Origin of the sequence: Chitinophaga sp. CF118 (assembly GCF_900112615.1) — a bacterium.
Lineage (GTDB): Bacteria > Bacteroidota > Bacteroidia > Chitinophagales > Chitinophagaceae > Chitinophaga.
The window spans coordinates 213,817-228,510 of sequence record NZ_FOMK01000008.1 but is presented as its reverse complement, the minus strand read 5'-3'; the positions used below and the strand labels follow the sequence as shown (position 1 = coordinate 228,510).

Below are 14,694 nucleotides of genomic sequence, written 5' to 3'. Positions count from 1 at the left end.
CCCTAACACAAACTCAAATATGAAAAGACGTAATCTTATTTCCCCATTAGTCCTGCTGTCTGGACTATTGTTTGTTATGTTCATGATATCCTGCGGTAAAGATGGCGCTACGGGACCCGCTGGTCCTGCTGGTCCTGCTGGTCCTGCTGGTCCTGCTGGTGATACCACCGCCGGCACTGTGATTTATTCCGGATGGCTGGATGTGTCGTATAAGCCCGACACCTTACATAATTCAGACGGTAGTATTGATACGGTAGGCTTCTATGCCATTATTGACGTACCTAAACTCACCCAGGCACTGCTGAGTACCGCAGATGTAAAAGTATATATCAACACTAAGTATGCAAGTGATCCTGTCATTTATCCGTTGCCTTATAATGCCAGCTCCGGTCTTTACATCAATGTCACGGCTTACACGCAGAAGATTCAGCTGTATTCCAATGCGAACGTGGGTACCGCATTGGCCAATGATGGTACAAAGTATCAACAATACCGGTACATGATCATACCCGGCAATACAGCGGCAAGATCGGCAGCTCCGGTAAACTGGTCCGATTATACCAAGGTAAAAGCGTATCTCGGGTTAAAAGATTAAAAAGAAAGAGGTTCACGGCGCCCAGCAGCATCATGGTACGGAATCTAAGTTTATAGCACAGCCACCATTGTTGCTCAGGAGCAATTTTAATATTGAGGGCTTAGGACCGTTTTGTCCAGTTGAGGAAGCTATCAGAACTGCATTAGGTTTCTGGTAAGGGTACTGTTATTCTAGCATAAGTTTACTGATAGTCAACACCAGTTGGTTCGAAAACCTACCACTACTGGGCACTTAGAGAAATGGCAAAACGCCGGAGGTATTACCTCTGGCGTTTTGCCATTTCCATTAATAACATACCCCAACAATTGACTAATTTTTCATAAATCATCTGATCTAGTTTTTACAAGTGGTAGTGCCAAAAAGGCAAGAGCAACAATTTGCTAATATTTTCTCTCTTCTACAATTTCATCTTCTATTCGCTGCCTTATGTCGATTTTGGCGCCCGTAAAAAGGAAAATTGTTGTTCGATATTCTCTTGCATTCGGATTGGTGATAGAATCAGCTGCCACCCCGGTATGGAAATAAGCACCTGTTTGTTGCAGTTCATCATCCCTGTCATAATAGTCTTTCACTCTGATCAGGTTTTCATACCGCTCATTCAGTACAAACCAATTGATATAATCGGCATTAAATGAGACTGCTTGTATACCTTTTTCAGAATAATAATTTATGGCGCCTGCCTGTCCATAATTATCACAAAGCACCAGGGTCTTGCTCCAGGTAGGAAGCTGCGCATAGATACTATCCACTTTGTGTGCCAGTTCCTTCCATCCAAGCATGTCTGCAAAGTCCTGCGGTAAAGCATGGTTTTTACCATCCTCCCAGCGAAGACGTCCTAATCTTTTATATTGCTGCTGGTGTTTCAAGATATATTCGGGACCATTATTAGGAAAAGCAACCTTGTACATTGGAAAGAAGACAAGCAAGGGGATAATAATTACAAAAGGACGTAAATATCTTTTCCAGTCTCCTGACAATGTCCTTGAAAGAAAAACAGCGCCCAAAGCCATGTAAATCGGATATACTCCCATGGCATAATAATCTTTTGCCTTAAAGTAAATGAAAATAGATAAGGTTAAGATGAATGTCCAGAAGAAGAGCCTGTATTTTTGAAACGGCCTGTATAATACCAAAGCACCTAATCCAGATAAAATTACAACAGCTGCACCAAAAAAGAATAGCAACTGGGATTTTAAAAAACTTTCCCTGCTTACATTCACCAATTGGTAGCGCGATAACTCTTTCATGTGGCGAACAACCGGAAAATCGTTGTTGTATTGCCATAGCAAATTCGGAAAAATAAGTAATAATACAAGTAAAACTGCCAGATAGAATCCCTTACGGGTAAATACTTTTCGTTGAGGTGATAGTACAAGTGCTGGAAGAAACCCAAGGAGCAGGAATATTATGTTGTATTTATTCAGGAATCCAACGGCGAAAACAATGGCGGCAAGCAACAGCCATTTCTGCTTTTCGGAATTTATATACTTTATGATGCAGAAATAAAAGGCCGTCCAGCTCAGAACATCTAATGAATTAGGCTGATAGAGGGTATTTAAAGCCAATATGGCTGAAAATAATACACAGACTGCTCCTGTAGTTAAGGCAAACAGATCTCCGTCTAATTCTTCAATTGCCTTCCATACAATCAGGATAGTCAAGGCTCCAAATAGCGCAGGAAAGAACTTAATCCAGAAGATTGAATTTCCTAGTAGCAGAATCAGAAAGGAAATCCAAGAAGTCACGGGAGGTACCGATAAATAGCCCCATGCCAGGTGGTGTGCCTGATCAAGATGTAAATATTCATCCCGTTGTAAATCGTATTCAGGGCTTATTAAAATATATTGCAATAAGAATTTTAATATTATGAATCCTATTAAAACTATTGTTCTTTTTTTCATAAGCAATTCATTAATACGAGTTTGTAATAAAACGACATTTATTACAATTGTCATGTGAGCATTTTATAAAAATTTGAAAACTAATTATTCCGATACTGATACGGAATTTTATTCCAAAACTGGTGCGTTTCATACACTAAGTTTGGGTTGCTCAAAAATCATTGCATTTCTCTTTGTGAAAGTCCAATTGAAATGCAACGGAACATCTCGGCAGATATTCAGTATCATGTTGTACCAACGTCAGAACAAAAATATTGCATAAATGCATTTTCAGCGCAGGTCAAAGAATTTAACTATATATAATTTATATAGCTAACAATCCAGGAATTTGCGCACACATTTTACGTAATTCCTCAACTGTAAGATTTTTTGCTTCCTTTAAAAAAAAGGATTTGATTTCAATAGTTTCTCTTAAGGAAATTTTGACAACAATAGCTTGATATTACCTAAAACAAGTTCAGGCTCCTCCAGTTGAATATAATGTCCGGAATTTACTGTCGTAATATGCGTAAAGTCAGTCAACCCAACCTTAAGGGATTCTACAGACTCGTATCGTAATTGCATCTCTGCTGCATCATGATTTGCTTCAATTTTCATACTTGTTATTGCAATAACCGGAACGTCAGGCAAATTAGGTAATCCTGCCATGTATTTAAAATCCTCAATTAATTGCAGGGTTTCTGATGCTATACCTGAATTTGCACCATAAGCAGTTTTAGAAGTGTTATAAGAAGAGTCTATCAGGCCTTGCGAAGGACGACCGTACTTTTCATGAGAAGTATCAACAAATAGTAAACCGGCAACTTTTTTAGGATTTCTTATAGCATAATCTCTAATAATAAAGCCTCCTAATGAATGTCCTACAAGCAATACTTTTCTGCCGTTTGCAAATATATCTACCACTTTTTCAAGCTCTCCCGATAATTTACTTATATTTCTCGGTTCAGTGTTAAATCCTGATTTTCCATAACCAGCTCTATCATACAGCAAAACATCAGAATTTAAGAAAGTAGATATGGATAGAATTTCCGTAGATTTTCCGGTGCTATACCAGGCCGTATGATCGTTCCCAAGACCTGATTCAAAAACAACTAAATATTTTGATTGTTTTGATACCGTATACGCCATCAATTTATGAGTTCCCAGTTCTACTAAAGTTCCCGGGTATTCCGGAGTAATAACTTTTTTATGGCAAGAGACGAGAAAGACTGCCGAAATAGTAAGTATAAAATGGCATAATAGTCTAATTATGCTGGCTTTGTTCAGGTTTAAACTTTCTGGTGTTTTTTTACAGATCATTATTGCTTTTTTAGGATTTTAAGTAAATTCGATACAAACATCAGCATTACTTAGCATCCTAAAGTTCTGATTTATGAATCCGAACCTATTTTCAAAGAATCAAAACATAATAACAACAGTTACTCCGGGGGGCGAATTGCTTTTTTAAATTCGGAAGGCGTTTGATTGGTAATTTTCTTGAAAGTAGTGTTGAAGACTGTTTTGGAATTGAAACCAACTTCAAAAGCAATTCCCATCAAACTTAAATGTTCCATGTTAGGATCCTGAATCATTTTTTTTGCTTCTTCTATTCGATACCTATTAATAAATTGATAAAAATTTTCATTACAGCCGTTATTTATGATGTAAGAAAGCAGATGAGATGAAATATCTAATTGGGAAGCTAATTTAAATAGGCTCAATTCAACATCCAAAAAAGGTTTTTTGTTGTCCATTACTTGAATTAACTTGAATTTCATTTCTTTTAATTCATCATCAGACATCAGTTTTTTTCGGGTTCCTTCCAAACTTGCATTTTCAATTATAATGGAGTCAATTTCTTTTTTTTCTTGTTTACTAAGCTGAAAAACTTCTTTTTGTTTTAAAGAGAAATAGGCAATAAAAAAAATCGCGCCAAGATAAATCAGACTAGCGAAATTGTCAAAAAAGACATTGTTTTTTGCTAGTTTAAAAGAAATATCAGTTAACCAAAGACCAGTTATAATCAATACACAAACCACCACTTGCTTTAACCATTCCAAATTAATTGCACCCATATTTGAAGTGTAGAGAAACAAATTCTTTTGATAGGCGGTGATTTCCCTATAGGCCATAATACTATAAGAAATAACTTGAAAACAAAAAATTACGTTAAAAACAGTAATGAATACAACGGCATTTTTTTTATCGGTATCTGTTAGTGGTTGTTTTACCTCAATTAGTAGTGATATCAAGAGTAAAACTAATATTATAAAAGCAAATGCAAAATGAAAATTATCCCGTACGCGCCATTTCCTGTCGGGTTTGACAAAATGAGCCACACTAAAATAAAAAACCGGGGCTACAATTAAATCCGTTATACCCAGAAAATCATTTATAGGCATTCTCGTTCTCAAAAACTCAGTTTTTTCTAATAGATCATTAAACTGAATAAGGAAAACACATAAGATGAAGGAACCAAACCATCGATTAACCCTACTTTTTACCTTATTAAGATTTGCAAAGATTAAAAATGCCAGTAATAAAGTTGGTCCCGCAACAAGGGAACTGACTAGTTGCTCCATCAAAATATTTTTCAATACTATATATAATGATAAAATTACTAAATATTACCAGCATTTTGACCTTAACCCCCAATATTCAACTGATTACGATTGAGTTCTCTGAAATTGGACTGTGTTTGTTTATCAAAAAGCCAGCATTCTATTACCTTCGATATTTGTATAGTATTGCGATCGGAGCGTTGCTGATGCTCTTTCTCTTCTCTGATGTGACTGAATTCGATGCACCAACGAAAATCCTGAAGGGATTACATATCATAATAACATCCGGCCCGGTGAGTTCCCAGCCCGGATGTTAATTCTATTATGTAAGCTTCTTTGAATTATTTACCGTATATGCTTCTTAAAAAATCTTTTAAAGATATCGGACTTCTGCCTAGTAATTGTTTGACATCACTTTTATTGGTGTCGAACTCTCCTCTGGCAATCGCCTCACCGAACCTTGCCAAATATGCTGAATCATCTTCAGGAAATCCGTTCTGCACAAGCCGCGCAATGTATGAATCTACCTCAGGTTGATAATAAGTTACCCTTTTCCCTAAAATGTCTGATAATAGGTCAGCGATTTCAGCGAAAGAAAAAGCAGCGTCTGCAGCGATGACATATTCTTTGTTTTCATGCCCAGGAGTAGTCAGTACAACAGCTATAGCTTCAGCCATTTCTGTTATCGGTAAAAAAGGTGTTTTACCATTTCCGGCAGGGATGGAAATACCTTCATCCAATATATTATTTCCGGAAATAATGGGAATCATGTCAGCATACAGTGTATTATCCATCAAAGTATAATGTACAGCTATCTGTTTTAGATAATCACTTGTGTCTGCATGGTATTGAACATCTCCAACCATTATACTTCGACGCAGATCTTTCATATCAAAACTGGTATAAATGATATGACTAACACCAGTTTCCCTGGCAGCATTAATTACGTTTTTATGCTGCTCAAACCTGTGAGCTATTTCCGATGAAGAAGATATCAGCAGTAGCTTGTCCACATCTTGGAACGCACTTTTTAAAGATTCAAAATTCTGATAGTCGCCAATCCGCACCTGAATGCCTTTTGATTTAAATTCTGCCGATTTGGATTCATCTCTTACCAATGCTGCAATATTGTTTGCGGATATGCCTTTATTCAATAAAGAATTAATGGTGGCCTTGCCTAAATTACCGGTTGCACCAGTTATTAAAATCATCGTTTTTTTTTAAGATAAATAATTAATTACTTTTGTTAGGCAAAGAAACTGAAATCGAATCTATAAAATACCTTATCCCGTTGTTAACAAAATAAAAAGTGGTAACCTAAAAGTGACTAATGAAGAATAAAATAGACTATGCTGACTGTCCTGTTACGGAAATTATAGCTTTGTTTGGAGGACGGTGGAAATTAATTATTTTAAAAGTGCTTTCTAAGCATGCCAGGCGATTTGGAGAAATCAGTGTTCGGATACCTGCTATTTCAAAAAAAGTTTTAACTGACCAATTGAAAGAACTTGAAGCTGATGGCTTAATTAGCAGGAAACAGTTCGGGGAGTTTCCCCCTCGCGTAGAGTATGCGCTCACAGAATATGGGGAAAGCCTTTGCCCATTGTTAGCTTATATAGCAGCATGGAAAAAAGAAAAAGTTTAGGATGATTAACTCAAAATACTATAATAATCTCCGATTAAATGCACATTTAGCGACCTGTAAGCACTTTGAACGCTTTCTTCTATTAATTTCACTTGGAAATTAAGAATAATCACTCTCTTCTCCGGTAGTAAATTATCAAGATTAATAACATTTGCAGGTTGTTTTTAGGCGCCGGAAACCTAAACTGTTGTGAACTTCGCTGATAGTTTTAAAGTGAATAGGCGTTTTACCATCCATGACCGAAATCAATCTGTGTTGTAGAAAATCTCATCGTAAGCAAGTTATTTCCCAATAACTTGCTTACGATGTTTGTCTCCCCAGTTTTTCAATTCAATGACCAATTTCTGCTACCCTTTACCAGTTAATCTTGACTCCAAATAAATTTCGCAAACAATAACCAGGGCTATAAATACAGCAAAGGACCAAAATGTTATTGTGAGATATTGAGGGCTTTTCTTAATTGAATAACTTATTTGCGCTATTATTAGTGCGAGGGCGATAAAAGCAACTATAAACTCATAAATATAGAATTGAACCATTGACAAATTGTAATACAGATAATAACTACCATTCAGTCCGGGTCTTTCAGTTAAGGTAGCATAGCCTGCCCAGCCGTATGTGACCAGAATAAGCAGACAAATGGGAATAAAAATAATTGGAAGTATAGAATGATACCGCTTTAGTTCTTCTTGCATTTTGTTAAATCAATAGGTTAGAGTTAATGTATGTGCAAAGATTGAGAAAATAAATTTCTGCCCCAATTGTCTGAATACCAATTGGACTTTTGTCTGATATTAATTGGAACAGATAATTAGCGATATTTCACTAAATGCCTGATAATAAGAAATATTTGGTTCGAGTATGCTCCACTACTGGGCACAAAAACAGAAAGGTCGGAGATATTCTCCGGCCTTTTCTTTTTCCTCTTCTTCGGAACCCAAAATTTATGGATCAAATTTATCGAGGAAAATAAGAACGATCTCTTTATTGGATTATACTTAAATGTAGGGCAGAAAAAACCAAAAAAACAACCCGGAGAAGTGACCTTTATTATATTTCCTTGTGGGGAGGTCCCACCTGCGGCAACAAAGTAGATAATATGTATTTTTACACAAATATTGCATTGAATGAAATCAAAACTTCTAATCTCCTTTTTAGTAATTATTTTCAGTGTTACATGTAAGGCGCAGACCAAAGCAGCTCCGGATCAGAACATTAGTATGTTAAAGCAGTTTTATACCAGTTATATTACTCAAGTCGCAAGCAGCGAGGGTACGGAGCAAAAACTGGATATAATCAAAAAGCGGTATTGTACAGCTAAATTGTTAAATAAAATAGATAAGGAAGAGCTGGATAGTGATCCTTTTATAGATGCACAGGATGCTGATATTGATTGGGTAAGGACATTGTTTGTAGGTAAGGATGTCCAAAAGCACGACGTATATATTGTATCTTATATGGACAATTACAACAAGAAGCGAACTGTGATTAAATTACAGGTAATAAATGCTAAAATAACTGCAATTCTGTAGATAAAAGTAAATATTGAAAAACGGCCAGGGTGTTATAGATATTCTCAGTGATGGATTTGTAACGTGTTTTAAAATACAAATAAGCACTGAGCCCGCTTTTTTTGCCAAGCGCCTGTTAGCGGTTCGTTGTTTTATTTCAATGTCTATTGTCACAATTTATCTGAACGTATTTGTTTTGTGAATTTACGAATATAATACCTGGACATCCAAACGAAACCCATTCAAATCCAAATATAACTTCGGGTTTGTCTTTGAAAAGTTTTCCTATCCATTGTTCTTTCAAGTCAGGATAATTGGTATTGTTTATTCCAAAATTCAACGGTGTTACGCTTGTTCCTTCACTATTGTTGAAAATTGTTTCATTAACCACATTATCAGATTGCTTATCTATTATAATTAAATGTCGGTCTTGAACCTGAATAAGATTATTTGGCTCTATATAATCTTGAATGAAAATTTGGTGAGTTTTTGTTTCATATAAATATGCTTGTCCTTTTATTGTATTTTTATGTTTATATTCTTTTTGCTTTTCGGTCAAATTGCTTTTTCCTAATGGAAATTTTTCAGCTTTGATTTTTTGCCAAACAATGGCTTTCATTTGTCCGTGCGTAAAAGGATTTTCTTTACCAATAAAAACCAGGGCTTTACTAAAATATTTCCCTAGCCCTATTAAATAATTTTTTGTCACTTCAAATCCAATCATATAGTCGGATTGACTGCAAGGACAATCTTTTATGTCCATATAATCATTTAAATAGGCAACTACATTAAGTTCTCTAACAGGAAAAGAGAGTAGTACATCTGTAGAGTAATCGTAAATAAACAGACTATCTGTTTCTGAAATGTTAGTTTTTGAAAGAAATCTCTTTCTATACGATGCATTTAATTTAAAATATTGAAGACTGTTTTCTTGATTTGGAATAGCTAAAGAGTCTGGATGTTCGCTCAATGGATAAATGTCAGACAAGGATACAAAACCAATTTTTTTGTTTGCGTTCTCTTCTAAATCGCGTATCAAAAATAAGTCAAGCTCTTTGGTGTATGTTGTTTGGCTATCTAAGTCAGAATAATTATTGGAATTAAGTGTGTCTGAAGTTTCGGGTTTCGCATTTTTGGTTTCAGTTTTATTTTCGTTTTCTATCTCAATAGCATTTGTTTTTGTAGTTCCTGATTTATTCTCGCTACACGATAAAATAGTGAAGATTGTTATCACTAAAATTGTAAATATTCGTTTCATTCCTTTCAATGTTTGTCGCTGGTTGTGTCGTTTTACAATGACCGTTAACACATAAATATATGCCGTTAACCGGCCTTGGCCTAAAAAAAATTCAGCATTGATAATCAAAGTAGTAGTATTCGCCTTTTTCATTTTTACGGCGCAAATACAAAATACATATTATTACCGTTCAACCTATCCGCTACGCCACAAATCATCAAAAGACTCTCAATATTAATGAGTGCCTTTTTAGTAGTGGAAAGGTCGGAGAATTCTCCGACCTTTCTTTTTAATGTTTCGCCATTTGAATCCCCGGGTCTGGTAGCAAGAGTTTAGCTATACGAAAATATCAATGGCAAGACCCCGGGCAGACATGAAATCCATGAATGTTAATCTGAGTTTTCAACATCCACCCTTGCTGGGTATGGCATAGATCACGTTGCCTGAAACAAATAAATTGAAGACCTTATCTTTTACAGAAGGAAGTAATAATTTCCATGTTTTCCCCTTGTCTGATGATCTGAAAATGCCGTCAGGATGAGTACAAAAAAAGTTTTCACCAACCTGGGTAATTGAAGTCTGGAAGGCTTGCAAGCGAGGGCGATCATTCCAGGTCCGTCTTATTGAATCAATAACAACTTTGTCCTGAGGGCTGGAATAAATGGACTGCCAGGTTTTACCACTGTCGAAGGATGTCATTAACCCCCTGGGATTCGACGCTGAAGTGGAAGTCATAGCAGCGAATCCACCTTTGATCTGTTTTACATCCCAAACCACACTGTCCTCACTGGTCACAAACTCCCAGTTTTCGCCATTATCGGTCGATCTTATTATCCTTTTCGTACTGATCGCCACCAGTACGCCATCCGACTCTGCCAAATGCCCTACCAGGCTTCCGGCATGGACATGTTTCCAGGTTTTTCCATTGTCAGCAGTTTTAAAAAAGCCTCTGTCGATGCCGATGAAAATTGAACCTCCGGCAGTTTCAAAAGTGCTGCGTATTCGTGGCTCCAGTAAAAGTTCGAATATCGGTGACCATATACTCGTTCCGTTTGTTTTTTTCAAATTTATACCCCAGTAATTGTAGAACTTACCGGGGGCAATGCTGCTATGTTCGTCAGGGGAGATCTCTTTGGTCCAAAAAGGAGCTGTGGCATTTGGTGTACTGTGATAGAGTCCGTTTCCAGTCCTTAAAAACAGCCCTTTATCATTTGCAAAGAAGCTATTTCCCTTGATACTATCTTTCAGCAAATTTTCGGGCAACCCTTTGCTGATGTCCTGCCAGGTTTGTCCGCCATCTGTAGATTTAAAAACGGTGTTTACAAGCCCTGATTTATTTCTAATTACTTTGGCCGCATCCTTTTCTTTTAGCACAAAAGAATTTAATAGAAATGCTACCAGGAGGATAGCCGGGACAAACACAAATAATCTTTTCATTTTTTTTATAATTTATTTACTCAGCAACCGCCTTTGCGGGGAACACGTTTAAAAATTACTTTACTATCTTGTTCTACATAGTCGCACGATACTATTGGATATGAATACTTAGGCGCGTGCGATACGTTATGGCTTCTTATAATTATTTTGTCGTTAACTTTCAGGCTATGCAATTGCTCAAGTTGAGACTTTTCCGGCTCAAATTTTACAATATAATCGTCATCATTAATCCTGACCATCACTCCGAAACCTAATCTTGAGCCTGGCGGAAGAGAAAGAGAGGTTACAACTCCCTCCATATTGGTATAATCTTTAATATGCTTCCTTATTTTAGCTTCAGCGGCATACACTTTTTTACCTGCGGGAGACGCTTCCCATTTTTTGTACATTATACCAGCAGGGGTAGCCTCCCATTTTTTCAATTCGGCATTCCTTTCAGCAGCAGAAAGCGGCTTGGGGGACGGCTTCTTAGTTTCATTCTTGATTTCACGATTAGCAAATACTGGTCCGCTCACCACAACCAGTGATAACATCAGTGCATAAATTACTTTTTTCATAATTTTTGTCGGTTTATTAAATTACATATAGATTCTCTTGATATCAAATCGGATAAGACATACTTTTATTTTTCATATGCTATCAAAGTTGATTCAGCAAAATTACTTTGATATCTTCCAGTGCGGGAATTTGGATTGTAAATAGAATTGTAAACTTTGTAAATAAATACTTGACAATATGCGTCTTAGTCAAAATCTCCTCTCCGGAAAACGCAAATACCTGTTAGGATTGATACTATTCGTATTTATCTCTGTCATCTGCGTGGCTTTCAGTATGGAGTACAGTGACGATTTTAATATCTCCAGAAGGGAAGTTTTACTTCGCAGGATCGGACATGAACTACTTTTACAGTCGGGCGACAGTACGTCAAGGGTGCTACCGGTAAAAAAGATTGCTAAAAATGAATATCAAATCGGGTTTGAGCATGATTTTACTTTCCAACCCGACTTTTTAGTAAATACTACCCAGCGTTTGTTAGCCAAAGACCCGCTTGCAAGTGATTACGTTGTTAACGTACTTAACTGTGCCAATGCCAGTGTAGCCTATGGATATGCGATATCAAAAAATAAGAAAGATGATATTATAACCTGTAGAGGAAGAAGGCAACCCATAGCATGTTATATGATTAACATTAAATTTAAACCAACGGGTATAACTACAGCAAAGAATGGATATTTTTTGGGCGCCCTGTTATTGGTAGCATTTGCTGGATTTATTTTTTTGAGATCTGTCAAGCCGCAGAGGACCTTACCTGACAGTCAGCATACAGGTATGATCACTTTGGGGTCGATGTCGTTCGACGCGGAGACCCGTACACTTATGATGAATGGAAAGACCACAGATCTGACCAGAACTGAAACCCGTGTATTAAGCATTTTCGCATCGTCTCCTAACGAGGCTATCGAGCGAAGCCGGCTACAAAAAGAGATATGGGAAGATGAAGGTGTTATAGTAGGCCGCAGTCTGGATATGTTCATCTCAAAACTTAGAAAAAAACTTGAATTTGATCCGAATATCAAAATTGTGGTGATACGCGGCAAAGGATATAAGCTTGAAATTAACTCTTAAGAAAAATCCCCAACCCAAAAACTGTGTAATTTACACGAAATACTATAAACGAATAAAGGAACACATCAGTGCTCCTTTACATTTGTCAGGACGACTGGATTCGAGTCACCCCTGCTAATTATATTATTTCCAGGTAGTTACACCGTTTTCCATATTATAAACTCACGGAATGCAATTTTAAAGAACATTAAAACGCGGATGTAGCGATTTTCAATTATTCCCGCATCCCCAGGGCTTTCATGACCTCTGTTTTATATTGGCGGCCAATCGGAAGCTCCAGGTCCCCCACCTCAATAACAGAGGTACTAAATGATTTGATTTTATCTGTTGCAATGATATATGCCCGATGGATACGCAAGAATTGTATGTCAGGCAACTTTTCCTCCAGGTAACCGATCCGCTGGTAGGTAATTATTTCCTGAGCGGATGTTTTTACTTTGATATAATCTTTCAGGCTTTCGATGTAAAAGATGTCTTTCAAAAAGACCTTAACCATCTTCTTATCTGACTTAAGATAAATAAACTGTTCGCCAGGTGTTCCGCTATCCTGAGGAATTAAAATTTGCGGTAAAGGATTTGATGACTCATTTGCGGAATGGTATTTATTAATTGCTACCAGGAACCGTTCGAAAGGAATAGGTTTGAGCAGATAATCCAGGACATTGAGCTCAAAACCTTCCAGCGCATACTCCCGGAATGCGGTAGTAAAAATTACTTTCGGCCTGTTGGATAGCGTTTTCAGGAAATCGATACCTGTCAGTTTCGGCATCTGGATATCAAGGAACAATAAGTCCACTTTATTCTTTTGCAAAAATAGCAATGCCTCAATGGCATTGTCACATTTGCCCACCAGGGTCAAAGTTTCCAATTGGCCGATATAATCCTCCAGGATAGCTATTGCCAGGGGTTCATCATCTACAACCAGGCACCTGATTTTGCTTGCTGCCATCGAATTATTGCAATTTTATTTTAAGGTCAACAGTATAATATTCCGGTTCCTTTTGTAAGATCAATCTATGCGTGTCCGGATATAGCAGGTCAAGCCTTCGCTTTACATTAAGCAGCCCAATCCCGCCCCCATGGGTAACGTTATCTGTCGGGCTGCTATCCGTCCCCGTATGACTGTTCTCGACCTTTACGCTTAACCACTCATCTTTTACTTTGAGATCAATAGTAACCCATACGTTGTCTGTTTCATGGCTTACTCCATGTTTAAAGGCATTTTCCACGAACGGGATCAAGAGCAAAGGTGCTATTTTTTTACCTTCAATTTCACCGGATACATTAAGTGAAACATCAAGCCTGTTGCCGTAACGGAGTTTTTCCAGTTCGATATAATTTCTGATATGCGCTATTTCTTTATCAAGCGAAATGCCTTCCGATTGTGATTCATAAAGCATATAGCGCATCAGCCCCGATAATTTCAGCACTACTTTTGGGGCATCGGTGGAAGATTGGAGTGTAAGGGCATAAAGATTGTTCAGGGTATTAAACAGGAAATGTGGATGTACCTGGGCTTTCAGATAATTCAATTCCGCTTCCAGTTTTTCATGTAGCGTATCCTGGTGGATCCGTTCCTGGTCAAACCAATGTTCCAGAACTTTAATCAGAAGAGTAAACAAAAGTACAGGCGCCAGAAACCAAAGCATCACTTTGAAAATCAAATACCATACAAAGATGGCTTCATAGTAGGTTGTATCCGGAAAAAAGGTGGGCTCGATAAACCGTTCCAGTAATATGCGGTCCAACAGAGAAGCCACAAACAGGAGCGCTATCGCAGATGTAGCATAAGCGATATATCTTTTTTGCTTAAAGAGGTGGGGAAACAATACATAAATGTTAATATAGGTTACCAACATTGCTGCCGGCAACCTTTGTAATTCACTCAGGAAATAATTGAAAAGGCCGTCTTCCCCATCCGCATGTACACTGGTGTACACCAAAAGATAGCCGAGCCAGAAAAGGATATGGGTAAGTAACCGGTTCCCCGCTATATAAAAACGTTTCGTCATTACTGTTATTAGTCTGTTCGCGTAACTTTTTTATCAAACCAAAATTAGTGTTTTGACATTTTACATTGCAACTTTTCGACAAACAACCGTTTTTGAACCGTTTTCAGCACATTTTCATACTGTATTCAAAAAAAAACGGTTCAACCAGGCTTTATAGGGTTTGCAATTTGTTGTTTGGCAAAATCCTGTG

Annotated in this window: 14 protein-coding genes; 5 read left to right on the top strand and 9 right to left on the bottom strand. The window is 37.2% G+C overall.

Features of this window, described 5'->3' with window-relative positions; all coding sequences use genetic code 11:
* The first annotated feature begins 19 nt into the window (after positions 1–19).
* Positions 20–595, top strand: coding sequence for a hypothetical protein (locus BM176_RS25160; RefSeq protein ID WP_177230537.1), 576 nt, complete (start codon positions 20–22; stop codon positions 593–595).
* Between the two features lie 380 nt (positions 596–975).
* Here BM176_RS25160 and BM176_RS25150 read toward each other — a convergent pair whose 3' ends face one another.
* The 3 genes from BM176_RS25150 to BM176_RS25140 form a co-directional block, all read right to left on the bottom strand.
* A complete protein-coding gene (locus tag BM176_RS25150; protein WP_090107109.1) occupies positions 976–2,496 on the bottom strand; it encodes a glycosyltransferase family 39 protein in 1,521 nt (506 codons plus the stop codon).
* Positions 2,497–2,907: 411 nt separating this feature from the next.
* Positions 2,908–3,795, bottom strand: coding sequence for an alpha/beta fold hydrolase (locus BM176_RS25145; protein WP_090107108.1), 888 nt, complete (start codon positions 3,793–3,795; stop codon positions 2,908–2,910).
* A gap of 119 nt (positions 3,796–3,914) precedes the next feature.
* Positions 3,915–5,057 (bottom strand): helix-turn-helix domain-containing protein, encoded by a 1,143-nt coding sequence (locus tag BM176_RS25140; RefSeq protein WP_090107107.1) that lies wholly within the window; start codon positions 5,055–5,057, stop codon positions 3,915–3,917.
* Between the two features lie 26 nt (positions 5,058–5,083).
* Between BM176_RS25140 and BM176_RS32260 the strand changes: the two genes are divergently transcribed.
* Positions 5,084–5,353 carry a hypothetical protein gene (locus BM176_RS32260; RefSeq protein ID WP_143097921.1) on the top strand — a complete coding sequence of 90 codons (270 nt, stop codon included), beginning with the start codon at positions 5,084–5,086 and terminating at the stop codon, positions 5,351–5,353.
* A 24-nt stretch (positions 5,354–5,377) separates the two neighbouring features.
* On the opposite strand, the gene BM176_RS25135 is transcribed toward BM176_RS32260, so the two are convergent.
* Positions 5,378–6,247: an SDR family oxidoreductase gene (locus BM176_RS25135; RefSeq protein ID WP_090107106.1), complete on the bottom strand. Its 870-nt coding sequence runs from the start codon at positions 6,245–6,247 to the stop codon at positions 5,378–5,380.
* 119 nt (positions 6,248–6,366) lie between these two features.
* Between BM176_RS25135 and BM176_RS25130 the strand changes: the two genes are divergently transcribed.
* Positions 6,367–6,681: a winged helix-turn-helix transcriptional regulator gene (locus BM176_RS25130; RefSeq protein WP_090107105.1), complete on the top strand. Its 315-nt coding sequence runs from the start codon at positions 6,367–6,369 to the stop codon at positions 6,679–6,681.
* A gap of 1,127 nt (positions 6,682–7,808) precedes the next feature.
* Positions 7,809–8,213, top strand: coding sequence for a DUF3828 domain-containing protein (locus tag BM176_RS25120; protein WP_090107103.1), 405 nt, complete (start codon positions 7,809–7,811; stop codon positions 8,211–8,213).
* Positions 8,214–8,349: 136 nt separating this feature from the next.
* On the opposite strand, the gene BM176_RS32785 is transcribed toward BM176_RS25120, so the two are convergent.
* From BM176_RS32785 to BM176_RS25100, 3 genes are all read right to left on the bottom strand, one after another.
* Positions 8,350–9,582 carry a hypothetical protein gene (locus BM176_RS32785; protein ID WP_218162278.1) on the bottom strand — a complete coding sequence of 411 codons (1,233 nt, stop codon included), beginning with the start codon at positions 9,580–9,582 and terminating at the stop codon, positions 8,350–8,352.
* A 249-nt stretch (positions 9,583–9,831) separates the two neighbouring features.
* Positions 9,832–10,866, bottom strand: coding sequence for a WD40/YVTN/BNR-like repeat-containing protein (locus tag BM176_RS25105; RefSeq protein WP_090107102.1), 1,035 nt, complete (start codon positions 10,864–10,866; stop codon positions 9,832–9,834).
* Between the two features lie 20 nt (positions 10,867–10,886).
* Positions 10,887–11,423: a hypothetical protein gene (locus BM176_RS25100; RefSeq protein WP_090107101.1), complete on the bottom strand. Its 537-nt coding sequence runs from the start codon at positions 11,421–11,423 to the stop codon at positions 10,887–10,889.
* Positions 11,424–11,601: 178 nt separating this feature from the next.
* On the opposite strand from BM176_RS25100, the gene BM176_RS25095 reads away from it, so the two are divergent.
* Positions 11,602–12,492: a winged helix-turn-helix domain-containing protein gene (locus BM176_RS25095; protein ID WP_090107100.1), complete on the top strand. Its 891-nt coding sequence runs from the start codon at positions 11,602–11,604 to the stop codon at positions 12,490–12,492.
* Positions 12,493–12,706: 214 nt separating this feature from the next.
* On the opposite strand, the gene BM176_RS25090 is transcribed toward BM176_RS25095, so the two are convergent.
* Complete coding sequence (locus BM176_RS25090; protein WP_090107099.1) at positions 12,707–13,441, bottom strand: LytR/AlgR family response regulator transcription factor; 735 nt, start codon at positions 13,439–13,441, stop codon at positions 12,707–12,709.
* Between the two features lie 4 nt (positions 13,442–13,445).
* Positions 13,446–14,504, bottom strand: a complete 1,059-nt coding sequence (locus BM176_RS25085; RefSeq protein ID WP_090107098.1) for a sensor histidine kinase — start codon at positions 14,502–14,504, stop codon at positions 13,446–13,448.
* Positions 14,505–14,694 lie beyond the last annotated feature (190 nt).

Coding starts and splice junctions, on each gene's coding strand:
- BM176_RS25120 (WP_090107103.1), top strand. CDS start 7,809: ATGAAATCAAAACTTCTAATCTCCTTTTTAGTAATTATTTTCAGTGTT.
- BM176_RS25095 (WP_090107100.1), top strand. CDS start 11,602: ATGCGTCTTAGTCAAAATCTCCTCTCCGGAAAACGCAAATACCTGTTA.
- BM176_RS25160 (WP_177230537.1), top strand. CDS start 20: ATGAAAAGACGTAATCTTATTTCCCCATTAGTCCTGCTGTCTGGACTA.
- BM176_RS32785 (WP_218162278.1), bottom strand. CDS start 9,582: ATGAAAAAGGCGAATACTACTACTTTGATTATCAATGCTGAATTTTTT.
- BM176_RS32260 (WP_143097921.1), top strand. CDS start 5,084: ATGATAAAATTACTAAATATTACCAGCATTTTGACCTTAACCCCCAAT.
- BM176_RS25150 (WP_090107109.1), bottom strand. CDS start 2,496: ATGAAAAAAAGAACAATAGTTTTAATAGGATTCATAATATTAAAATTC.
- BM176_RS25135 (WP_090107106.1), bottom strand. CDS start 6,247: ATGATTTTAATAACTGGTGCAACCGGTAATTTAGGCAAGGCCACCATT.
- BM176_RS25085 (WP_090107098.1), bottom strand. CDS start 14,504: ATGACGAAACGTTTTTATATAGCGGGGAACCGGTTACTTACCCATATC.
- BM176_RS25130 (WP_090107105.1), top strand. CDS start 6,367: ATGAAGAATAAAATAGACTATGCTGACTGTCCTGTTACGGAAATTATA.
- BM176_RS25105 (WP_090107102.1), bottom strand. CDS start 10,866: ATGAAAAGATTATTTGTGTTTGTCCCGGCTATCCTCCTGGTAGCATTT.
- BM176_RS25090 (WP_090107099.1), bottom strand. CDS start 13,441: ATGGCAGCAAGCAAAATCAGGTGCCTGGTTGTAGATGATGAACCCCTG.
- BM176_RS25100 (WP_090107101.1), bottom strand. CDS start 11,423: ATGAAAAAAGTAATTTATGCACTGATGTTATCACTGGTTGTGGTGAGC.
- BM176_RS25145 (WP_090107108.1), bottom strand. CDS start 3,795: ATGATCTGTAAAAAAACACCAGAAAGTTTAAACCTGAACAAAGCCAGC.
- BM176_RS25140 (WP_090107107.1), bottom strand. CDS start 5,057: ATGGAGCAACTAGTCAGTTCCCTTGTTGCGGGACCAACTTTATTACTG.